The organism is Acinetobacter sp. YH12156, from assembly GCF_013418235.1.
In the GTDB taxonomy this organism is placed as follows: Bacteria; Pseudomonadota; Gammaproteobacteria; order Pseudomonadales; family Moraxellaceae; genus Acinetobacter; species Acinetobacter pseudolwoffii.
The window spans coordinates 110,555-134,624 of record NZ_VPCL01000012.1; the positions used below are offsets into that span (position 1 = coordinate 110,555).

17 protein-coding genes are annotated in these 24,070 nt (G+C 46.4%); 16 read left to right on the forward strand and 1 reads right to left on the reverse strand.

Going from position 1 to position 24,070, the window contains the following annotated elements; genetic code table 11:
* Positions 1 to 3: 3 nt before the first annotated feature.
* The 6 genes from ftsL to FTU87_RS11280 are packed head-to-tail and all read left to right on the forward strand — an operon-like array spanning position 4 to position 7,073.
* On the forward strand, positions 4 to 336 hold the full coding sequence (gene ftsL, locus FTU87_RS11255; protein WP_005094344.1) for a cell division protein FtsL: 333 nt from the start codon (positions 4 to 6) through the stop codon (positions 334 to 336).
* 15 nt (positions 337 to 351) lie between these two features.
* Positions 352 to 2,175, forward strand: a complete 1,824-nt coding sequence (gene ftsI / locus FTU87_RS11260) for a penicillin-binding protein PBP3 (RefSeq protein WP_074383637.1) — start codon at positions 352 to 354, stop codon at positions 2,173 to 2,175.
* An 11-nt stretch (positions 2,176 to 2,186) separates the two neighbouring features.
* Positions 2,187 to 3,683: a UDP-N-acetylmuramoyl-L-alanyl-D-glutamate--2,6-diaminopimelate ligase gene (locus FTU87_RS11265; RefSeq protein ID WP_180097360.1), complete on the forward strand. Its 1,497-nt coding sequence runs from the start codon at positions 2,187 to 2,189 to the stop codon at positions 3,681 to 3,683.
* A gap of 9 nt (positions 3,684 to 3,692) precedes the next feature.
* Entirely contained in the window at positions 3,693 to 5,096 is a 1,404-nt protein-coding gene (gene murF, locus FTU87_RS11270) for a UDP-N-acetylmuramoyl-tripeptide--D-alanyl-D-alanine ligase (protein WP_180097362.1), read from the forward strand.
* The gene (mraY, locus tag FTU87_RS11275) at positions 5,097 to 6,215 is read left to right on the forward strand and encodes a phospho-N-acetylmuramoyl-pentapeptide-transferase (protein ID WP_005094334.1); all 1,119 of its coding nucleotides are present in this window, start codon (positions 5,097 to 5,099) and stop codon (positions 6,213 to 6,215) included. It begins immediately after the preceding gene.
* Between the two features lie 54 nt (positions 6,216 to 6,269).
* On the forward strand, positions 6,270 to 7,073 hold the full coding sequence (locus FTU87_RS11280) for a putative RNA methyltransferase (RefSeq protein WP_005094332.1): 804 nt from the start codon (positions 6,270 to 6,272) through the stop codon (positions 7,071 to 7,073).
* A gap of 63 nt (positions 7,074 to 7,136) precedes the next feature.
* Here the strand turns inward: FTU87_RS11280 and ponA are convergent, their stop codons facing one another.
* The gene (gene ponA / locus FTU87_RS11285) at positions 7,137 to 9,668 is read right to left on the reverse strand and encodes a penicillin-binding protein PBP1a (RefSeq protein WP_180097365.1); all 2,532 of its coding nucleotides are present in this window, start codon (positions 9,666 to 9,668) and stop codon (positions 7,137 to 7,139) included.
* Positions 9,669 to 9,833: 165 nt separating this feature from the next.
* On the opposite strand from ponA, the gene FTU87_RS11290 reads away from it, so the two are divergent.
* From FTU87_RS11290 to FTU87_RS11335, 10 genes are all read left to right on the forward strand, one after another.
* Positions 9,834 to 10,892, forward strand: coding sequence for a pilus assembly protein PilM (locus FTU87_RS11290; RefSeq protein ID WP_005168888.1), 1,059 nt, complete (start codon positions 9,834 to 9,836; stop codon positions 10,890 to 10,892).
* Positions 10,892 to 11,530: a PilN domain-containing protein gene (locus tag FTU87_RS11295; protein WP_005094324.1), complete on the forward strand. Its 639-nt coding sequence runs from the start codon at positions 10,892 to 10,894 to the stop codon at positions 11,528 to 11,530. The genes FTU87_RS11290 and FTU87_RS11295 overlap by 1 nt, the downstream gene beginning before the upstream one ends.
* Complete coding sequence (locus FTU87_RS11300; protein ID WP_005094323.1) at positions 11,527 to 12,240, forward strand: type 4a pilus biogenesis protein PilO; 714 nt, start codon at positions 11,527 to 11,529, stop codon at positions 12,238 to 12,240. The genes FTU87_RS11295 and FTU87_RS11300 overlap by 4 nt, the downstream gene beginning before the upstream one ends.
* Complete coding sequence (locus FTU87_RS11305) at positions 12,240 to 12,767, forward strand: pilus assembly protein PilP (protein ID WP_005094322.1); 528 nt, start codon at positions 12,240 to 12,242, stop codon at positions 12,765 to 12,767. Before FTU87_RS11300 ends, FTU87_RS11305 begins: the two co-directional genes overlap by 1 nt.
* Before the next feature lie 16 nt (positions 12,768 to 12,783).
* Entirely contained in the window at positions 12,784 to 14,949 is a 2,166-nt protein-coding gene (gene pilQ / locus FTU87_RS11310) for a type IV pilus secretin PilQ family protein (RefSeq protein ID WP_180071988.1), read from the forward strand.
* A gap of 36 nt (positions 14,950 to 14,985) precedes the next feature.
* Positions 14,986 to 15,522, forward strand: coding sequence for a shikimate kinase AroK (aroK, locus tag FTU87_RS11315; RefSeq protein ID WP_005094320.1), 537 nt, complete (start codon positions 14,986 to 14,988; stop codon positions 15,520 to 15,522).
* Positions 15,523 to 15,550: 28 nt separating this feature from the next.
* Entirely contained in the window at positions 15,551 to 16,630 is a 1,080-nt protein-coding gene (gene aroB / locus FTU87_RS11320) for a 3-dehydroquinate synthase (protein WP_180097368.1), read from the forward strand.
* Positions 16,631 to 16,642: 12 nt separating this feature from the next.
* Complete coding sequence (locus tag FTU87_RS11325) at positions 16,643 to 17,515, forward strand: hypothetical protein (RefSeq protein ID WP_180097371.1); 873 nt, start codon at positions 16,643 to 16,645, stop codon at positions 17,513 to 17,515.
* 450 nt (positions 17,516 to 17,965) lie between these two features.
* A complete protein-coding gene (gene gltB, locus FTU87_RS11330) occupies positions 17,966 to 22,441 on the forward strand; it encodes a glutamate synthase large subunit (protein WP_180097374.1) in 4,476 nt (1,491 codons plus the stop codon).
* 73 nt (positions 22,442 to 22,514) lie between these two features.
* Positions 22,515 to 23,936 carry an FAD-dependent oxidoreductase gene (locus FTU87_RS11335; RefSeq protein ID WP_180097376.1) on the forward strand — a complete coding sequence of 474 codons (1,422 nt, stop codon included), beginning with the start codon at positions 22,515 to 22,517 and terminating at the stop codon, positions 23,934 to 23,936.
* Positions 23,937 to 24,070: the final 134 nt, after the last annotated feature.

Sequence of the window (24,070 nt, forward strand, 5' to 3'; positions counted from 1 at the left end):
ATCATGAAAACTGAAGTGGTTGATAAAAAAACAGAAAAGTTGTGGCTTAAACAAGCCTGCATCTATCTCGTCTTGATACTGATGGTCTTCATCAGTGCAGTCTTTGTGGTATTTCAGGTGTTTGAATATCGTCAGGACACCAGAAAACTGAGCACTTATCTGCGTGAGCGTGATGACCTGAATGCAGATTGGGGTCGTTTGTTAATTGAACAGCAAACTTTTGGTGCAACTGCGCAGATTGGCACACGTGCTGTCACCCAGCTGCGCATGTATTCTCCCCCGGTTTCACAAAGTGTCGTCATTTCTTTACCACAAACTTCAGATGAGAAAAAATAAGGCTAGCGCTCGGACATGATAGACAAAAGAAAGAAGCAAGCGGTACGTAAAAAACAATCAGTTACCGACAAAAACGCCTCAAATGTTTATATCAATCGTTTCTATATCATGTGGGCGGTGGTGTTGCTGTGTTTTATTACACTGATTTGTCGTGCCTTCTATGTGCAGATTATCAATAAGGATTTTTTGCAAAATAAAGCCAATGCCAATATTTTAAGAACCAATACCATCAAGGCCATGCGTGGCGTGATTTATGACCGTAATGGGGTGCCGCTGGCGATCAGTACGCCGATCATGAAAATCGTGATTGATCCACGTGACTATTTTGACAATAAAAAACTCTATGACGAGACCATACTGGCACTAGAAAAAGAGCCAGATAGCCGTAAGCTGAAACGCCAGTTGCCGGATAAAAACCTGAATCTGGATGAACTGGCCGATGCAGTCGGTATGGATCGGGCAGAACTACGCAAAAAAATGCAAGAACGCCCGCGTTCTCGTTATCTGATCCTGAAAAAAGAAGTTCCGCCACAACAGGCCGAACTGATCATGAAGCGTAATTTTCAAGGCGTGTATACCGAGAAAAACTACAAACGTTATTATCCGCAGCCACAGCCCAATTCACAGATTATTGGTCTGACCAATAGTGAAGGCACCGGGATTGAAGGTCTGGAAATGCAGCTCAATACCCGTCTGGCAGGTGAAGATGGTGAGCAGCAGATTATCCGGGATAAAAAAGGCAACCGGGTTAAAGAGCCGGAAGTGATTAAAGAAGTCGAGCCGGGCGAGAATATCACCCTGAGTATCGACTCGCGTCTGCAATATATTATGTACCGTGAACTGACTGCGGCAGGTGTGGCCAATAATGCCCGTTCTGCGACTGCGATTGCGGTCGATGTGAAAACCGGGGAAATTCTGGCCTTGTCATCTTGGCCATCATATAACCCGAATGATAAAAATGGTCTGCTGAACAAGGATGCAATGCGTAACCGTGGTGCAGTGGATTCCTTCGAACCGGGTTCGACCATGAAGCCCTTCACTGTGGCAATGGCTCTGGAAAGTGGTAAATATACGGCCAATTCAGTGGTCAACACCACACCGGGCAGTATGCGAATTGGCAATCACACCATTCGTGATACGCATAACTATGGTCAGTTAACACTGGGCGGTATTATCCAGAAATCTTCGAACGTGGGTGTCGCCAAACTGGCCTTGTCTTTGCCGTATGAAACTCTACCCACTTTCTATAAACGCTTGGGTTTTGGCTCACGCTCAGCAGTAAGATTCCCGGGTGAAAGTGCCGGTCTGATCTTGCCACCAAGTAAATGGAATGTGTCAGAAGTGGCAACCATGTCCTATGGTTATGGCCTGAATGCTACTGTGCTGCAAATGGCGGATGCCTATGCCATGCTGGCCAATAAGGGTGTGAGAATGCCGTTGAGCCTGTACAAGCTGGAAGAACAGCCGCAGGGTGAGCAAATGATTGATGCCAATATTGCAGATCAGGTCTTGCTTATGCTCGAAGTAGCAACTCTGCCTGGCGGTACCGCCACGCGCGCGACAATTCCGGGTTATCGTGTGGCAGGGAAAACCGGTACTGCGCATAAACTGCGTGCCGATCGTAAAGGCTATTCTACCAATGAATACCGGGCTTTGTTTGCTGGCGTAGCGCCCGTGAGTGATCCGCGTATTGCCATGGTGGTGGTGGTCGAAAATCCGCAAGGTACCTATTACGGCGGTACGGTATCGGCACCGGTATTTGCACGCGTGATGCAGGAATCCTTGCGTCTGCTAAATGTCCCTCTGGACAAACCTTTAGAATCTCCCAAAGTCCAGTAAATAGGTGATCAATGTCTATTACATTTAAAGATCTCTACGCTGTTCAGGATACTGCTGAATGGATGACCCAAGCCTTTCAGGGTTTCGAACTGGATAGCCGTAAAGTTAAGGCAGGGCAAATTTTTATTGCCTTGACCAGTCTGTCACAACCAGAAAAAACGGCAGTATTTGCACAAAAAGCTTTAGAGCAGGGTGCCTTAGCGGTGATTTCTGAAATCGAATTGGATATCTCACCCAATCTGGTGGTTGCTGATGTCCGACATTTGATGGGACAGTGGCAAAAACAATACTTACAAGCCAGCCAACCTGTTCAGGCTGCAGGTATTCTTGCAGTGACCGGCACCAATGGTAAAACCACGATTTCACGTTTGGTTGCGGAACTGTTCATGTTGCAAAGCAAAGCTTGTGCAGTGATGGGGACTACAGGTAACGGGATTTTGCCAAATCTGGAAGCCTCGTCGCATACCACGCTCGATGCTTTGCAATTGCAAAATGCTTTGCATGTTTATGCTCAAGCCGGTGCTAAATTTGCCTCGATTGAAGCCAGTTCGCATGGTCTGGAGCAAGGTCGCTTGAATGGCTGTGATATCGAGATTGCGGGCTATAGTAATTTAAGTCGCGATCATCTGGATTATCACGGGACGCTGCAAGCTTATGCAGAAGCCAAATCTGCTTTATTTAAATTTGAAAGTTTAAAAGTGGCTGTCATCAACCTGGATGATGCGCATGCTCATATCATGATTGATGCAGCGCGCAACAATCCCTCACAGCCAGAAATTTTGACCTATTCAACCCGTCAAGCTGCGGATTATCAGGTTCAGGATATTCAATACAGCATTTCAGGTGCGACCTTTAAGCTGAAAACTGCTTCTGCTGAATATGTTGTGAACAGTCCGCTGCTTGGACATTTCAATATTGAAAATTTGGTCGCCAGTCTGATCATGGCAGAGCAGGCCGGATTTGATTTAAGTAGCTTGATTGCGACTGTGCCACAGCTCAAAGGTGCACCAGGCCGGATGCAGGTGCTGCGTGATGGCGAGCGCCTATTTGTAGTGGATTATGCGCATACACCTGATGCCTTGACTCAGGTTCTCATCACTTTAAAACGTCATGTTTCACAAAATCTCTGGGCAGTCTTTGGCTGTGGCGGCGATCGTGACCGCGGCAAGCGTCCACTCATGACCCAAGCAGCATTAGAAGGTTCGGATATTGCGGTCTTGACTTCCGATAACCCGCGAACCGAAGATCCTGCACAAATTTTTGCCGATATGAAAAATGGCATCGACTTTTTAGGCAAAAGCTACCATGAAATTCATGACCGTCGTGAAGCGATCAAGTTTGCCGTTAAACACGCGCAGGCAGGGGACATCGTGGTGATTGCAGGCAAAGGTCACGAAAATTATCAGGAAATTGATGGTGTACGTCACTGGTTTGATGATGTGGTCGAAGTGCAAGCCGCGATTGATGCCCAGCATCACAGCGCAGATTCAGCTTATCCAGCGTATTAGGATTCAGATATGCATACCTCAACAACCAGTACCGTGCCACTTGCACCTTGGACAGCAGAACAGCTTGAACAAGCGACTCAAGGCAATTGGCTCAATAATAAAAAACCGGCAGACGCCATCAAACGTATTCTGACCGATTCGCGTGATGCTGAACAAGGGGATGCTTTCCTTGCGCTGCAAGGTGAGCGCTTTGATGCCCATGATTTTGTGGCACAAGTAGCAGCAAGCGGTTGTCAGATTGCGATCGTCAGTCGACCGCTCGATATCGATATCTGCCAGCTTGTCGTAGACGATACCCGTTTGGCACTAGGGCGGTTGGGCGCATACCGTCGTCAGCAGAATCCTCAGCTCAAAGTCATTGCCTTGACCGGCAGCAGTGGCAAGACCACCACCAAGGAAATGCTGGGGAGCATCTTGTCTCGTCTTGCGCCGACACTGATCACGCGTGGCAACCTGAATAATGACCTCGGCGTACCGGTGATGTTGCTCGAATTACGTCCCGAACATCAGTATGCAGTGATGGAGCTGGGTGCCAGTCATCAGGGCGAAATTGATTACACCTCAAACATGGTACAGCCGCATGTAGCCGGGATCATTAATATCGGCACTGCGCATTTGGGTGAATTCGGTGGCCGTGATGGCATTTGTACTGCCAAATCGGAAATTTATGCGCATATTTCCGAAACTTCGATTATTCCGGCTGCAGATGATTTTGCTGATACTATTCGTGCCGCAGTGAAGACTGAACAAAGCTTAAGTTTTGGTGCCGGTGGTGACGTGTATGCAACTGATGTGGAATTACATCCTCAGACTGCAAACTTTGTCTTAAATACTCCGCAAGGTAACCGGGCGGTGAATTTGCCATTTGCCGGTGAGCATAATGTTGAAAATGCCACGGCTGCGGCTGCCTTTGCCTTGGCAATCGGTATTGGTCTGGATGATATCGTGGCCGGTCTGGAACAGGCTGTAGGTGCCAAAGGCCGTTTGAACTTTATCCAGCATCAACAATATTTACTGATTGATGATACCTACAATGCCAATCCGAGCTCGATGCGTGCAGCAGCAGATGTGTTAGCACAGCAGCAGGGCATTCGGGTCATGGTCACCGGTGATATTGGTGAACTCGGTGCATCGGCTGCGATGGAACATTATAAGCTGGGTCGAGATCTGGTCTCGGTCAAAGGCCTGAACTTTGTGGTGGCTGTGGGTGAATTTTCGCCTGCCATGCAAGAAGGGGCCCGTAGTACCCAATATGGCAAAAAAATGCAGGCATTCCTGAATCAGGAGCAGGCATTACCATTTTTAATTCGTTTGATTGAAACACATCAACCTCAGCCGATGTCATTTCTGTTTAAGGGGTCGCGTTATACCCATATGGAAACATTGATGGCTGCATTGATGGAGAAACTCTAAATGCTGTTATGGCTCTTTGAACATTTGGCGGGCTTTGACAGCACGTTTCAGGTGGTTCGTTATTTAACTTTACGTGCTTTGCTCAGTGTCCTGACGGCATTGACGATTGGTCTGGTACTTGGCCCAATCATGATTCGTAAGCTTCAAGCCCTCAAATATGGTCAGGCTGTCAGCTCGTATGCCCCTGAAAACCATGCTAAGAAAATGGGTACACCAACCATGGGCGGGGTACTGATCCTGCTTTCAATTGGTATCTCAACTTTACTCTGGGCGGATCTTTCCAATCCTTATGTCTGGATTGTACTGGCGGTGATGGTGATTTTCGGTGCCGTCGGCTGGGCGGATGACTGGATCAAGATCCGTTATAAAGACAATGCCGGCCTGCCTGCGAAGAAAAAATTCTTCTGGACTTCAGTCGGTGCCTTGGGTGTTGGTATTGCGCTCTATGTGATTGCACAGCAGCAGACCAATCCGGTGCATACCGCCAATATGCTGGACCTGTTGATTCCATTTTTCAAAGATTTGACCATTCCGCTATCGGCGATTCCACTAGGTATTGGCTTCATTATTTTCACTTATTTTGTGATTAATGGTGCATCTAATGCCGTGAACCTGACCGATGGCCTGGATGGTCTGGCGATCATGCCAATTGTACTGGTTGCGGCAGGTCTGGGTGTATTTGCCTATCTGGCCGGAGACGTGCGTTTTGCCAATTACCTGCATATTCCCTATGTGAAATATTCCTCTGAACTGGTGGTGATCTGTGCGGCGATGATTGGTGCCGGTCTGGCATTCCTGTGGTACAACGCCCATCCTGCGCAAGTGTTTATGGGTGATGTCGGTGCTTTATCGCTGGGTGCGATGTTGGGGACGATTGCTGTGATGGTACGTCAGGAAATCGTCTTTGCGATTATGGCGGGTGTATTCTTGGTCGAAGCGATTTCAGTATTCTTGCAGATTGGTTCATTAAGAATGCGCAATAAACGCGTGTTCCTGATGGCACCGCTGCATCATCATTATGAAAAGAAAGGCTGGCGTGAAACTCAAGTCGTCATTCGTTTCTGGATTATTACGATTATGCTGGTGGTTTTGGGTCTAATGACCTTAAAATTGCGCTAAGAGATGCATTGAAAAAAGTCGGCGCAGGCCGGCTTTTTTGTTTTGGAGAGAATGATGAATTTACTCATGTGCCCAGTCTGTCGCCAGCAGTTGAGCTTAAATGAAAGAACATGGCGATGTGAGAATCATCATAGCTACGATGTGGCCAAGCAAGGCTATGTGAACCTGCATGTGGTGCAACATAAACACAGTAAAAATCCTGGGGATACGCCTGAGTCCGTCCAGGCACGTCGTGCATTTTTGAGTGCGGGTCATTATGCGCCTTTGCAACAGGCCGTGGTGGAGAGGCTCCGAGAGCTGCGTATTGAAAATCTTTTAGATATTGGGTGTGGTGAAGGCTACTATACCGATGCCATGCAGGCTGAAGTGCTGCAATGCGTCGGGGTGGATATTGCCAAAAATGCCGTTCAGGTCGCGGCCAAGCTCAATAAAAATATCACCTGGGTCGTAGGAACCGGGGCGACTTTACCGGTGCTGGATGGGTCGATTGATATGTGTACCAGCCTGTTCAGTCCGATCCCAAAACAGGAAATTTTACGGGTTTTAAAAGCTGAAGGTTATTTAATGGTGGTGACACCTGCGCCACAGCATTTATATGCGATGCGTGAGGCACTTTTTGAAGAAGTGAAACCCCACGAACCGCAAAAGTTTGTTGAGCAACTGCAAGATGAATTTGATCTGCTCAGTGAGCAGGTGATTGATGCCCCGATGACTTTGCCACAGACAGATTTAAAAAACCTGATTGCTATGACGCCGTATGCTTACAAGGCCAAACCTGAACGCCGTCTGGCACTTGAACAGCAGGATCAGTTTAAATTGCTGGCGCAATATCAGATCTATCTGTTTCAGAAAAAATAAAAATTCACCGATAAAAAAGCCCTCATTGTTGAGGGCTTTTTTATACTAGTTTGTCGGTTGTGGTTATTGCACTTCTTGAATCAGGTTTTCTAAAGCGTCCACTTTGCTTGGTTGAAGCGGCTGTTCTGGTGGAGCGGTTGTTTCAGCAGCATCTGGCACAGCAATTTCCTGTCCTGGCAGATCTTCGAAATCCGTTTCTGTCCGTTTCGGGACGACCACAGGTGCCGGGCGGCGGTAAAGCGCAGTGGCCATTGGTGGTGAAGACGGATCATTCTGCACTTCATCACCCTGAACTACCTTGCTTCGATTCACTGGTGCCTTGGCATTACGGTCTAAACGCACCCATGCTTCTGGCTGACCTTTTAAGGCATTGCCCATAAAGTCGGTCCAGATCGGTAAGGCTGCCACACCACCATATTCACGGCGTCCCAAGGTTTTAGGCTGGTCAAAGCCGACCCAGGTGATGGTAACAAGTTTGCCATTGAACCCTGCGAACCAGGCATCTTTGGCGTCATTTGTGGTTCCGGTTTTGCCCCCAATATCATTTCGCCCGATTCTTAAGGCCGCACGGCCGGTACCGTGCTGAATCACATCACGCAGAATATTGGCCATGTCATAGGCAGAGCTGGATTTTAAAATACGCTGTGCCTGACGATAATTACTGTCTTCAGCAGAGACTTTGGGTGCAGCCTGTTTCTGTTCTAGACTTGTATTGTTGATTGCAATCGCTTCATCATCTGCGGTCATGGTGTCGGCCGGTTGAGCAGGTTCTTCTTCGGTATTGATACAGGAAATACACGCATATTCAGGCTGAGCCTCAAAAATGGTATGGCCATAGGCATCTTCAATACGGGTAATGAAATGTGGCTGGATCCGGTAACCACCGTTGGCAAAAGTCGCATAACCTGTCGCCATCTGAATCGGCAGAACCTGAGGCGTGCCGAGTGCGATGGTGTAGTTACGCGGAATCTGATTGTCCTGTAAACCAAAATCCATAAACAGCTGACGGGTACGTTCAATCCCGACAGCCTGTAATAAACGCACTGAAACGGTATTGCGCGAAAGATATAGTGCGCGGCGTAGCGGGATCATCCCCAGATAACGGCCATCTGAATTACGAGGTGTCCATTTGCCAATGGTAATTGGCGCATCATTCACCATGGTATGCGGTGTCATGCCTCGTTCTAAAGCCAGTGCATAAACAAAAGGCTTAATCGTAGAGCCGGGTTGACGCCAGCCCTGGATTGCACGGTTAAATTTCGACTGATAAAAGTTGTATCCGCCCACAATGGCTTCAATTGCACCATTATTTGGATTGATGGCAATCAACTGTCCTTGCACATTTGGAATTTGTACCAGCGACCACGAGGTTTTATTCTGATTCGGTCGTAAACGTATAATATCTTTGACTTTGACAATCTCGGAAGCTTTGCTAGGCGCACCACCTACACTGTTGACATTGCGAAAGGGGCGCGCCCAAGACATACCGGACCACGGTACAGTTACCGTGGTGCCATCCTGCATCAACGCTTCAAAACTGGAATTGCCAACCTTGGTTACTTGAGCAGGGTAGGTGTTGGCATAGGCACGGAAATTTTCCAGCGGTTGATCATGTGCTTCAGCACCACGCCAGCCATGTCGACGGTCATAAGCTTCCAGACCCTCTTGTACCGCCTGTTCTGCATAGGTCTGGCGTTCACTATGGATGGTGGTATAGACCTTGTAGCCAGAATCTACCGCCTGTTCGCCAAAGTTTTGTACCAGTTCAGAACGCACCATCTCACCGACATACGGGAATTTATTGCGGGTACTGCGGTCAGGCATATTCAGATTGATGGGTTCAGCAATCGCTTGTTGATACTGACTCTGGTTCAGATAGCCCAGTTGCAGCATACGTCCTAAAATCCAGTTGCGACGTTCGAGAGCACGTTTGGGGTTGGCCACCGGATTATATCGAGAAGGTGCTTTAGGTAAGCCCGAAATCATGGCCATCTGCGCAATCGAAAGCTCTTCTAAACTCTTGTTATAGTAAATTTTGGCTGCTGCTGCGATCCCGTAGGCATTTTTACCCAAGAAGATTTTATTCACATAGAGTGTCAGAATTTCTTCTTTGGTCAGGCTTTGCTCAATCTTACGGGCCAGAAAAATTTCAGTCAGTTTACGCTTGAGTGTTCGTTCGGGGCTGAGATAATAATTTTTCGCCACCTGCATGGTGATAGTGGAACCACCGGTCTGCACATCCGAACCGGTGATACTTTCACTGACTGCACGGCCTAAGCTTTTAAAACTGATTCCGCTATGCTCGAAAAAGCTGGAATCTTCAGCGGCGAGGAAAGCATGAATAAACTCGGATGGAATTTGTTCATATTTCACGGGAACAGAAAGCTTGCCACCATACTCAGCAATTAATTCATTATCTGAACTAAAAACTTGTAAAGGCTTTAATAAAGGCGCCTTTTTAAGCGTGGACATTTCAGGCAAAGATGGGGCAATATAGAGATACATGCCATAGAAACCCATCGGAATTGAGATCAGGATAATGATAATGATCAAAAAAAATGGGTGAACAAGGCCTGAACAAGATAGCTTTTTCATAACAAGTAAGTTTTAATAAGAGCTAATGGCGAACTAATTACCGATCAGTATATCCTTTAGATATACATATTGTTAGATGAGTTATTGTATCTATATAAAATTATAGATCGGATCGATTGGTAAGTTAGATTTAATTGGGGACAAAAAAATAATAGGAATTATATTGTGCGCAGGTTATATCGTAAACCAAATAAGGGGTTAATAGGAGTTGATATTAGTTCGACTTCTGTTAAGGTTTTGGAGCTTTCTGTAAAAAGTAGCCGTTACTGGGTAGAGAGCTATGCTTTGGTCCCATTAATGGAAAACAGTGTTGTTGAAAAAAACGTCTTAAACCCGGAAGCAGTCGCGGATGCCCTTGGGCGTGCAATTAATTTGGCCAACACCCAGTCGAATCATGCCGCTTTTGCCATTCCAACCTCTATGGTGATTACCAAAACTATCGAGATGGATGCAGACATGTCGAATGATGAGCGTGAAGTTCAGATTCGTGAGGATGCAGAACAGTATATTCCGTTCCCACTCGATGAAGCCAGTCTGGACTTTGAAGTTCTGCCTGACCGTCTTGCCAATCCAAACCGGGTCAATGTGCTGTTGGTGGCAACCCGCATTGAAAATATTGAAGCACGTTCTGAAGTTTTGGAAATTGCCGGACTGACACCCAAGATCGCGGATGTAGAAAGTTTTGCGCTGGAAAATGCTTTTAAAGTGTTTTCGGATACTTTGCCGATGGGGGTAAATACTGTCGGTATTTTAGACATTGGACATAGTATGACCACCTTGTCTGTCATGCAGAACAACAAAATTATTTATACCCGTGAGCAGGTGTTCGGTGGCAAACAGCTGACTCAGGAAATTCAGAACCGTTATGGTCTGTCTTTTGAAGAAGCCGGGCGTGCTAAAAAAACCCGTGCTTTGCCAGATGACTATGATATTGAAGTGCTAGAACCGTTTCTGGATGCTGTGGTGCAACAGGCAGCGCGGTCATTACAATTCTTCTTTTCATCGTCTCAGTTTAATGAGATTGATCATATTTTATTGGCCGGCGGGAATGCCAATATTCCAGGTCTGGCAAAATTATTACAACAAAAACTCGGTTACCGTGTCACGATCGCGAATCCATTTTTGCAAATGGGCTTTTCTCCTCAAATTGATATTAAAAAAATTGAAAATGACGCGTCATCACTCATGGTTGCATGTGGTTTGGCATTGAGGAGTTTTGATTAATGGCAAAGATTAACTTACTTCCTTGGCGTGATGAGCTAAGAATTAAAAGAAATAATGAATTCGTGGCAATCTGTGTGGGGGCGCTTTTCTTAGGACTGGCGGCGGCAGGTTCAACCTGGTTTTATTATGATCACAAGCTTCAGGATCAGGAACAGGCCAATCAGCTGATTCAAAGTACCAACCAGAATCTGGATGTGCAGTTAAAAGCGCTAGAAGGTTTGCAAGAGCAACGTAATGCCATTGTTGAGCGGATGAAGCTGATTCAGGGCTTGCAAACGCAACGTCCGATCGCCGTACATTTGATTGATGAAATTGTACGGGTGACACCAGCCAATATGTACATCACCAAGTTTCAGCGTACTGGTGATAAATTTAGCATCGAAGGTCGAGCCGAGAGTCCAAATACCGTAGCAGAATTACTGCGTAATCTGGAAGCTTCCTCCTGGTACCGAAATGCCTTTATGAATGCCTTCCTGGTGGCTGAAGAATCCAAAGAAAAGGCACCGAGCTCGATTATTCCACGTGTTGAAGAGTCTTATGGCAGCTTTACCGTGACTGTGGATCTGGATCAGATCGCTGAACCGGTACTGAATGAAGAACAGCAAGCAGCCAATACCACTCCGGGGGCATCATCATGAGTAATGAAAAATTCGATGAGTTCAGCCAGGATGCCGTGGCTGTACCTAAAAATAAAATGACAGTTGAGAAATTTTTTCAGCAATTCAATACCCTAGATCCTAATAATTATGGCAGCTGGCCTTTATCGGTCAAGATTAGCTGCTGGATTTTTATTGTTATCTTGGTATTTATGCTGATTTATTTTGCCCTGACCAGAAGTACGATTGAATCGATTTCACAAGCCAGTGCCCAGGAACAAAACCTGCTGAATGAGTTTCGTGAAAAGGAATCAAAATTACGTAATCTACAACAATATCAGATTCAGCTTCAGGAAATGGAAGCACGTTTTAACCAGCAATTAGAACAATTGCCGAAGGAAACTGAAATTCCGGGTCTGGTTGAGGATATTAACCTGAGCGGTGTCAATTCAGGTCTGAAGTTTAAAAATATCCGTCTGGAACCTGAAATTAAGCAAGAGTTCTTTATTGAACAGCCCATTGCGATTGAAGCGACTGGGGATTATCACGCTTTTGGTTCTTTTGTCAGCAGTATTGCAGGCTTGTCGCGTATTGTTACCTTGCATGATTTCACCATTACCGGTACTGAGAATAAAGAGAAAAAGTCTGAGATTCCGGTGATTGATTATGTGGTTAAGGCCAAAACCTATCGTTATGTGGGCAATGCCGAGGCTTCTTCAGCAGGTACGAGCACGACTCAGGGGGCGCAGTAATGAATAGGATTAAAATTACTTCAGTTTTAGCGCTTGGACTGGTATTGCTGGGATGCGATTCACGTATTGATGCAGTCAATCAGGAAATGGCCAATATTCGTAACCAGCCACCTTTGCCGATTGAACCTGCACCCGATTTTATGCCAGTTGAAACCTTCAACTATGCAGCACATCAGATCAAAAGTCCTTTTCTACCGAGTTCTCTGGCTGCCGAGCTAAAGATTATGGCGGGGAAACGGGTTTATCCAAATTTGTCACGCCAATTGCAACCACTGGAAAGTTATCCTCTGGAAACCTTGAGCATGAAAGGCAGCATGCGTAATCAGGCCGGACAGATTCTGGCTTTAATCCAGACACCGGACGGTGAGATTGAACGGATACAGCGTGGTAGCTATATGGGGCTTAATCATGGTCGTGTGAGTGGTATTACACCAACGCAGATCGATTTGATTGAGATTATTCCAGATGGCCGTGAAGGATATGTGGAGCGTCCGCGAAGTCTGGTTCTGATTGGGCCGGCACCATAAGTTTTAGGGAATAACAATGAATAAGAGTATTAAAGAATTTATTTTTGGGGATGCTAATACAATGAATCGTGTGTTTCGTCAGTTTTCAATGGGTGCTGTTGCGATTGCGGTGATGCAAGCAGCCAGCGCACAGGTAGCCGTGACCAATATCGTAGCTATGCAGCTTCCTGGACAAGGAACTGAAATTCGGGTGATGTTCAATGGTTTGCCACCACAGCCACAAGCCTATCAATTAGAATCACCTTCGCGTCTAATTTTAGATTTTGACCAGGCCCAACAAAACTTAAAGCAAAGCAATATTCCGGTGGCAACACGTGAAGCCAGTTCGGTCGATGTGACTTCGGATGCACAACGTGCCCGTTTGACTGTTAATCTGGCAGATGCTGGTGCCTTTACCACGCGAGTTGAAGGGAATACCTTTATCCTGAAAATCAATTCAGTCACACCAGTCGCGACAGCTCAACCGGTATTACAGCAGTCAGCTCAGGGAATTAGCAATATCAGTTTCCAGCGTGGGGCTCAAGGTGAAGGTCAGGTGGTGATTGACTTGGCAGGCAACAACACCCCGGTCGATGTACAGCAGCAGGGGACTAAAATCATTGTTCGAACCTTAGGCACGAAGATCCCGACGCATTTGACCCGTCGTCTGAATGTGAATGATTTCGCGACGCCTGTGTCGAGTGTGGATGCAGTGAATCAAAATGGATCAGGCGTGATTACGATCCAGTCCGGGGAAAGTTATGAATATATGGCTTATCAAACGGATAATAAGCTGACCATTAGTTTGAAACGTCCGGAAGCCAAGAGTCCGCTACGTCCGAAGACCGTGGCTTATAGCGGCAAGAAAATTTCACTCGATTTCCAGGATATTGAAGTACGTCGTGTACTACAGCTTTTGGCTGATTTTACCGATATCAATATGGTGGCAGCAGATAGTGTACAAGGCAATATTACCTTGCGCCTAAAAGAAGTGCCTTGGGATCAGGCACTGGATATTGTACTGAAAACCAAAAACCTGGATAAACGCCGTAATGGCAATGTGATCTGGATTGCACCAGTGACAGAACTGATTAAGGCAGAAGAGGAAGAGGCAAAAGCCTTGAAGCAGAGCGTTGCACTTGCCCCTATTCAGACTGAATATATGCAGCTGAGTTATGCTAAAGCTACAGATATTGAAAAACTGATCACTCAAAATAAAGGTGCATCTAGTTCGGGCGGTTCAAGTAACACCACGAATAATGATGATAAAGAAAGTTTATTAAGTTCACGTGGTTCAGTGTCTATCGATGCACGAACCAATACCATTATTGTGAATGATACCCAGCCTTTTATCGATAAAATCCGGAATATGGTGGATCTGCTCGATGTACAGGTCAAGCAGGTAATGGTTGAGGCGCGTATTGTACGTGCCACCACTGACTTCACTAAAGAAATGGGGGTGAAGTGGGGGATTCTGTCACAAGGAATTACCAACAATAATAGCCTTCTGGTCGGTGGTAGCGATACGACGTTGTGGGATCTCAGAGATCCGCAAGAAAGTGATTTGGGCGGATATACTTATGAAATTCAGCGTCCACAAAACCTGAATGTAGACTTGGGTGTCACCAGTCCGGGCGCCAGCCGTATTGCCTTTGGTTTGATTAGTCTCTCTGATTTTATGCTGGATCTTGAACTGTCTGCATTGCAAGCGGATGGCTATGGTGAAGTTATTTCAACACCAAAAGTACTCACAGCAGACAAGCAAAAAGCCACGGTTGCATCTGGTTCACAAATTCCGTATCAATCTGCTGAAGGTGGAGGGGCCAATGCTGTATCCACTACTGAGTTTATTGATGCGACTTTGAGTCTGGATGTCACGCCAAGTATTACTCCAGATGGGAAAGTGCAGATGGAGCTGAATATTACCAGTGACTCCCCAGGCAACCCAACGCCGACCGGACAATTGACTATTAATAAAAACCAGATCAATACCAATGTGCTGGTGGATAATGGTGAAACAGTGGTCCTGGGTGGGATTTTTGAGCAGGAAACCCGTAATGCACAAACCAAGGTGCCATTCCTGGGGGATATTCCTTATGTAGGGCGTTTATTCCGTAAAGATTTAAAATCGGATAACAAGCGTGAGTTGCTGATTTTCGTTACACCTCGAATTGTTAATGACAGTGTTTCAAGAAATCATTAATATATTTTGAATTTAACAAAACGAATAGGTGACTCCTTGCCAAGCAAAGAGTTTGAAACCCTACCAAATCTTTATTTGGTAGGGCCGATGGGGGCCGGTAAAACAACAGTAGGACGACATCTCGCAGAATTGTTAGGACGCGAATTTCTAGATAGCGATCATGAAATTGAACGTAAAACAGGTGCGACGATTCCCTGGATTTTTGAGAAAGAAGGGGAACAGGGTTTTCGTGACCGTGAAACTGCTGTAATTAATGAACTGACTTCACGCCCCCATTTAGTTTTAGCCACTGGCGGTGGTGCCATTACTCAGGTCTTGAATCGGGACTATCTGAAACAGCGTGGGATCGTCGTTTATCTCTATACGCCGGTTGAAATTCAACTGCAGCGTACCTATCGCGATAAAAACCGTCCACTCCTCCAAGTCGAAAATCCGGAACAAAAGTTACGTGATTTATTGGCAGTTCGTGACCCCTTGTATCGGGAAGTGGCACATCATATCATTGAGACCAATCAGGGTGCGGCACGAGATCTGGCGCAGCGGATTCTCAATCTCATTACTTCCAAGAACTAAGTACATTGAATAAAGTGGTTAATCAAACATGCAAACCTTATATGTAGAACTCGGAGAACGTCGTTACCCTATTTTTATCGGGAGCGATCTTGATCCACAGGCCTTATTGGCTCCCTATATTCATGGCAAGCAAGTGATGATTGTGAGCAATACCACGGTTGCGCCACTTTATTTGCAGCATTATCAAACTGCGATTGCAGCTTTAGACAAGCATGTTGCGACCTGTATTTTGCCCGATGGTGAAAAATATAAGGATAGCCAGCATCTGAATCTGATCTTTGATGCATTGCTTGAAGCTGGTTTTAACCGGGACTGTACGGTGCTTGCGCTCGGTGGTGGTGTGATTGGCGATATGGCCGGTTTTGCTTCGGCATGTTTCCAGCGTGGCGTGTACTTCATTCAGGTACCGACGACTTTACTGTCTCAAGTCGATTCCAGTGTCGGTGGAAAAACCGGGATTAATCATCCACTGGGTAAAAACATGATTGGTGCATTTCAGCAACCGCAAGTGGTGCTGGCCGATATGTCGCAACTTTCTACTTTACCCGATCGTGAACTTTCGGCCGGTTTGGCTGAAGTGATTAAATATGCGCTACTCGGTGATGAATCATTTCTGCTCTGGCTTGAAGAGAACATGGATGCTCTGGTCAGTCGTGATGAGAAACTACTGGCTGAGGCCGTTTATCGTTCCTGTGCGCACAAGGCCCGGATTGTCGCCAATGATGAAAAAGAGCAAGGGGAACGTGCTCTACTGAATCTGGGGCATACTTTTGGACATGCGATTGAATCTTATCTGGGGTATGGTGTCTGGCTACATGGTGAGGCTGTTGCAACAGGTATGGTCATGGCGGCAGATTTATCACAGCGTATGGGCTGGATTTCTCAGAGTGATCTGGAGCGTACAAAAAAAATCATTTCTCGTGCCAAACTTCCGATCGTTTGTCCTAAAATCCCTCTTGATGATTTCCTGGCATATATGGCCCATGACAAAAAAGTCTTGAATGGACAATTGCGTCTGGTGTTGTTGCAACAATTAGGCAAAGCTGTGATTACTCGGGATTTTGATCTTGAGCGAATGCAACAGGCAATTTTAGCGAATCAGGCATAGGTTTTAGTTTTTATGACAGCATTACACACTCCTTGGCAAAAGGTTCAGCACTATTTCTGGCTGGTCTGTGGTGTATGCTGTCTATTTGCAGCCTTGATCTTTTGGGCCATTACTGATTCAGATGCGGTAATTGAAGTGGAAAAAAAGCCAGAAACTAAAGTTCAATTACAAATTCAGCCGGAAAAAGTAGCGACAATGACCCATCTTGGTGCGCTTTTTGACGAGGTCAAACCCCTCGATTTGAATACGCGCACCATTGTAAATGCCACTCATGAGCCAGAATTTCGCGGCACCAAATTTGTTAATGAGGCGAAAAAACAGCATGCGATTGAATTATTTCGCGTCAGCAATGAAGCCATTCTCAAAAGCTTTCTTAAAAAACAGCCAGATCGTAAGCCTTTTATTTATCTAAGAATATCCGGTGAAAATCAGCCAGAACAATATGTGCTGCTGTATGGTCAGTATAAGACCGCCGCAGAAGCCAATCAGGCCTTATCTACATTGAATTTAAATTTGCCTGCTTCAGTGAAGCCTGAAGTGGTGCCAATACAGCAGTATGTCAGTCTGGTCAATAATCTGGGTTCAGAGGAGTTGGCAAGCAATCAAAAGCTGTATGAGATTCGCTTGAAAAACGTACCTTTACCGAAGGTAGATGAAGCTGTACGACTCAGACAGCAAACTCGGGCTGAGGTTAAACCGCGTAGTTCGGATGCGACCACCAGTACCACAATTGTGCGTCGTGATGCCGCTGGAAATGTGCTCGATGTACAGAAATCCGAGAGCGCTGTAGAAGGTGCTCCGCAACCACAAAACAATAATAATCGACCGAACCAAGGGGGGAATTCCCGTCCTCAAAACAATGAGATTAGTGATCCTTTTAACTAATCCGTTCTAAAATAGCGCACCAAAAAAATGACCTAATTAGAAATGTGCGCTTTTGGTGCAAAAAATAAACATTAAAAATAACCAGTATCCCTGTAATCCTTGTTAAAGCTTTGTCATCTGTATGGTTTTAATTTATGTGCTATTTATTGGCATGTAATTTGCTTTATTGGTGCATGGATTGAATTAATCTCCCTGTTTTAGCGCGAAAAATGATTCGATGACAACCTATGAATGTCATATTTATTCCTGATTTTTATGTTATTCATCAGCAAAATAAACTTTATTTTTTTATGCATTCAGTCTGAAAAAGGACTAGTCTGAAGAAATAAAGATGAAAAGATTTTGCTCTAGCAAGACGGTCTTCGAAAGTCCATTACACGCAGCGCAGAGAAGAATTTAGATTGTTTAACAGCCTGTAAGGCTTCGTGAAAAGAAGGGTACGCTATGCACATGCCATCGCCTAATAATGTAGCTCCCGCTCAAGGTTTATACCAACCGGATGAGTTTAAAGATAACTGTGGTTTTGGTTTAATTGCCCATATGCAGGGCGATGCAAGCCATGATCTTGTCAAGACCGCGATTCATAGCCTAAGTTGTATGACCCATCGTGGTGGTATTGCCGCCGATGGCAAGACTGGGGATGGCTGTGGTCTGCTTTTGGCGATGCCGAAAAAGTTCTTTCGTGAAGAAGCAAAACGCTTAAGTGATACGACTTTAAGTGAAGTCTTTGCTGTCGGTTCGGTGTTCCTAAATCTTGATCCTGCGCTTGCTGCACATGCCAAACAGGTTTTAAACAAAGAAATTGAAGCTGAAGGTCTCATTGTTCTGGCTTGGCGTGTGATTCCAACCCATGTCGATGCACTGGGTGAAATTGCCTTGCAATCGATGCCGGCATTTGAACAGATTATTGTCAATTGCCCGATGGGCGTGACCGAGGTTGAATTTAACCGTAAGTTATTCCTGGCGCGTCGTCGTGCAGAACAATTGCTGCTGAATGACACCTCATTCTATGTCACCACGTTATGTTCAACGGTCATCAGCTATAAAGGCTTGATGATGCCGGAAGCGATTGCAGACTTTTATACCGATCTGGCTGATCCGCGTCTGGAATCACATATCGTGGTATTTCATCAACGTTTCTCGACCAATACCTTGCCACGCTGGCCGTTGGCACAGCCGTTCCGTTATCTGGCGCACAATGGTGAAATCAACACCATTACGGCCAACCGTAACTGGGCCATGGCGCGTGTGCCAAAATTTGAAAATCCGTTATTGCCGGGTTTAACTGAACTGAAACCGATTGTGAATCGTACCGGTTCGGATTCTTCAAGCCTGGATAATATGCTGGAGATTCTGGTCGGTGGTGGTATGGATCTGTTCCGTGCCTTACGTATGCTGGTTCCGCCTGCGTGGCAGAACGTGGAAACGCTTGATGCGGACTTGCGTGCTTTCTATGAATTTAACTCAAAACATATGGAAGCCTGGGATGGCCCGGCAGGTCTGGTGATTCAGGATGGCCGTCATGCGATTTGTATGCTGGATCGTAACGGTCTGCGTCCGGCACGTTGGGTGATTACCAAAAATGGTTATATCACGCTGGCGTCGGAAATTGGGGTCTGGGGTTATCAACCTGAAGATGTGATTTCTAAAGGACGTGTTGGCCCCGGCCAAATGCTGGTGATCGATACGCAAACCGGCAAGGTACTGGATACGCAAGATGTGAATCATCATCTAAAACGTATGCGTCCATACCGTGAATGGTTACGTGAAAATTCTGTGCGTTTGCAAGGTAGCCCCGAGCTGGAAGAATATTTATGTGATCAAGGCTTAAAAGGCGATGGCCTGAAAGCGGCACAGAAAATGTTCATGGTAACCTTTGAAGAACGTGACCAGTTATTGCGTCCAATCGCGGAAAGTGGTCAGGAAGCTGTGGGATCGATGGGCGATGATACGCCCATGGCAGTATTGTCACGTCAGGTGCGCCATGTGTCGGATTATTTCCGTCAGCAGTTTGCGCAGGTGACCAACCCGCCAATTGATCCACTGCGTGAATCGATCGTGATGTCACTGGAAACCTGTTTAGGCCGTGAACAGAACGTGTTTGAACAGGGGCCTGAACATGCTGACCGTCTGATTATTTCCAGTCCGGTTCTTTCAAACTCGAAAATGCATCAAATTCGTACCTTGGGGCGTAAAGGTTACGAAATTGCGGACATCGACCTGAACTATACTGAAACTGAAGGTTTACAAGCCGCAATTCTGCGTATTTGCATCGAGGCTGCACAAGCGATTCGTGATGGCAAAACTTTACTGATGCTTTCAGACAAGAAAATCCGTGAAGGCCACTTGCCAGCCAATGCCTTTATGGTGACCGGTGCGGTGCATCATTACTTGATTAATACTGGTTTGCGTACCGATGCCAACCTGATTGTTGAAACCGGTTTTGCCCGTGATCCACATCAGTTCGCAGTGCTTCTCGGCTTTGGCGCAACCGCGATCTATCCGTATCTGGCTTATGACGTGATCAATGATCTGGTCGCCAAAGGCGAGCTCTTGGGTGATCCAATCTATGCACAAAACAATTTCCGTAAAGGCATTGAAAAAGGCTTACTAAAAGTTCTATCTAAAATGGGAATTTCGACGGTAGCCTCTTACCGTGGCGGTCAGTTATTTGAAGCAGTCGGTCTATCGAATGAAGTGGTGGATAAATGCTTCATCGGTGTGCCAAGTCGTATTCAGGGTGCCACTTTTGTCGATCTTGAAAATGATCAGAAACAGTTGGCGGATATTGCCTGGAAAAACCGTAAGCCAATTGATCAGGGCGGCTTGCTGAAATTCGTATTCGGCAAGGAATACCATGCTTTTAACCCGGATGTGATCAATTCGCTACATAAAGCAGTACGTTCGGGTAATTATGCTGACTTTAAAGAATATGCAGAACTGGTGAACAAGCGTCCGATCGCCACGATTCGTGACCTGTTTAAACTGAAAACAGACAACTCGATTCCAGTCGATCAAGTGGAATCGGTGGAAGAGATTCTGCCACGTTTTGACTCCGCCGGCATGTCTTTGGGCGCACTGTCACCTGAAGCACATGAGGCGATAGCGATTGCCATGAACACGATTGGCGGTCGCTCGAATTCAGGCGAGGGCGGTGAAGATCCAGCACGTTACGGCACCATCCGTAACTCGAAAATCAAACAAATTGCATCGGGCCGATTTGGTGTGACACCTGCGTATTTAACATCGGCAGAAGTTCTACAGATTAAAGTCGCGCAAGGTGCAAAACCAGGTGAAGGTGGTCAGTTGCCGGGTGGTAAAGTGAATGGTCTGATTGCCCGTTTACGTTACTCTGTACCGGGTGTCACGCTTATTTCGCCACCTCCGCATCATGACATCTATTCAATTGAAGATTTATCACAGTTGATCTTTGATTTAAAACAGGTTAACCCACAGGCGATGGTGTCCGTTAAGCTGGTTTCTGAACCGGGTGTCGGTACGATTGCGGCAGGTGTAGCGAAAGCCTATGCCGATTTCATTACCATTTCTGGTTATGATGGCGGTACAGCGGCTTCGCCACTTTCTTCAATTCATCATGCAGGTTCACCGTGGGAGCTGGGTCTTTCTGAGGCGCATCAGGCTCTTCGTGTCAACGACCTGCGTGGTAAAGTTCGCGTACAAACCGATGGCGGTTTAAAAACCGGTCTGGATGTGGTCAAAGCCGCGATTTTAGGGGCTGAAAGCTTTGGTTTTGGTTCAACGCCAATGATTGCACTTGGTTGTAAATACCTGCGTATCTGTCACTTGAATAACTGTGCAACCGGTGTAGCAACTCAGCAGGATCACTTACGTCAAGAGCATTATATTGGCGAGCCACAAATGCTGATCAACTTCTTCACCTTTATTGCTGAAGAAACCCGTGAATGGTTGGCAGCACTGGGTGTATCGCGTCTAAAAGACCTGATTGGCCGGACAGATTTATTAGAAGTCTTGCCGGGTGAGACCGCCAAGCATGCGCATCTGGATTTAAGTAAATTACTGGAATCCCATCCTGCTGCGGAAGGCAAAGCGCAGTATTGCCAAGTTCAAGGCAATGCGCCATTTGATAAAGGGATTCTGGCAGAGAAAATGGTGGCGGAAATCCTGCCTGCGATTGAAGCCGGAACAGGCGGTGAGTATCACTTCTCGATTGGTAACTGTGACCGTTCGATTGGTGCGCGTTTATCCGGTGAAATTGCCCGCCGTTATGGCAACCTGAGCATGGAAAATCATCCAGTGAAAGTACACCTGAACGGTACTGCAGGTCAGTCGCTCGGTGTCTGGAACGCCGGTGGTCTGCACATCAGCCTTGAAGGCGATGCCAATGACTATGTCGGTAAAGGCATGGCCGGTGGTCGCATTTCGATCTTCCCGCCAAAAGGTTCGCCTTTCCAGACCCAAAATACCGCAATCATTGGCAACACCTGCCTCTACGGTGCCACTAGCGGTAAGCTATATGCCGCGGGTACGGCAGGCGAGCGTTTCGCGGTGCGTAACTCGGGCGCATTTGCGGTCATCGAAGGTGCCGGCGATCACTGCTGTGAATATATGACCGGTGGGATTGTGACCGTGCTGGGTAAAGTTGGACATAACTTCGGGGCGGGTATGACCGGTGGTTTTGCTTATGTACTTGATCTGGATAATGACTTCGTTGATCATTATAACCACGAACTAATTGAGCTGAATCGTATTTCCACCGAAGCGATGGAAGAGCACAAAGCCTTTCTGGGTCGTATCCTGGATGAACATATTAAAGAAACCGGTAGTGCTTGGGCGTACAAGATCCGCCATGAGTTTGATTTCTATAGCCGTAAGTTCTGGTTGGTAAAACCAAAAGCAGCCAACTTGCAAACGCTGTTAAAAACAACTCAAGCTGATCCACAATAATTCCACGACCAACAGATATATAGGCAGAAGTAAGGTAACTGTAAAGCCCTTACCTCTAGCCACGGAGAGAGACATGGCAGAACGCCTGAGTAATGACTTTCAATTTCTGGATGTCGCACGCCAAGATCCAGAGAAAAAAGAGCTTGATGTCCGCAAAGCAGAATTTGTGGAAATTTATAAACCGTTTACTGCGGAAATCGCTGCGAACCAGACTCATCGTTGTCTCGGTTGTGGTAACCCGTATTGTGAGTGGAAATGTCCGGTACATAACTACATTCCGAACTGGTTGAAACTGGTGGCTGAAGGACGTTTGTTTCAGGCAGCGGAACTGTGCCACCAGACCAATACCTTGCCGGAAGTCTGTGGTCGTGTTTGTCCGCAAGACCGTTTATGTGAAGGAGCTTGTACCCTGAACGACGGTTTCGGTGCAGTCACCATTGGCAATGCTGAAAAATATATCAATGACACCGCCTTTGCTTTGGGCTGGCGTCCGGATATGTCTAATGTGAAGTGGACCAATAAAAAAGTCGCGATTATTGGTGCAGGTCCTGCCGGACTTGGCTGTGCGGATATTTTGGTTCGTGCCGGCGTAAAGCCAGTCGTGTTTGACAAACGTCCGGAAATTGGTGGTCTTTTAACATTTGGTATTCCAGAATTTAAAATGGAAAAAGATGTGATGAAACGCCGCCGTGAAATTTTCACCGGCATGGGCGTGGAATTCCGTCTCAACACTGAAATTGGCACCGATGTCACGATTGACCAGTTACTTAATGATTATGATGCGGTATTCATGGGTATGGGCACCTATACCTACATGAAAGGTGGTTTTGCCGGCGAAGACCTGGATGGTGTTGTTGATGCACTGGACTTCCTGATTGCCAATGTCAACCGTACTCAAGGCTGGGAAAAAGATCCGGCTGAATATATCAGCGTACAAGGCAAAAAAGTCATTGTGCTGGGCGGTGGTGATACAGCGATGGACTGTAACCGGACTTCGATTCGTCAAGGTGCTGAGACAGTAACTTGTGCTTATCGTCGTGATGAAGAAAACATGCCGGGTTCACGTCGTGAAGTACAAAATGCACGCGAAGAAGGGGTCGAATTTCAATTCAACCGTCAGCCGATCGAAATCGTCGGTGAACATGGCAAGGTCACAGGGGTGAAAGTGATTAGCACACAGTTGGGGGAGCCGGATATTCGTGGTCGCCGTAGCCCGGAACCAATTTCGGGTTCAGAAGAAATTTTGCCCGCCGATGCCGTTTTGCTGGCTTTTGGTTTCCGTAGCAGCCCTGCTGACTGGTTCGCCGATGTCGAGATTAATCTGGATGGTTCAGGTCGTGTCATTGCCGCTGAACAGCAGCAATACAAGTTCCAGACCTCAAATCCAAAAATCTTTGCCGGTGGTGACATGGTGCGCGGCTCTGATCTGGTAGTTACTGCGATCTGGGAAGGCCGTCAGGCCGCAGAAGGAATTCTGGATTATCTGGATATCTAATCGTTAGCCATCAACGCATATCATTCAAGAAAACCCGCTTCGGCGGGTTTTTTATTTTTGAGTCTGATTCAACGGAAAGACAGTCCATTAAAAAATATTATAAAAAGTAACAAAACTTTAGAAAATACTGTTTA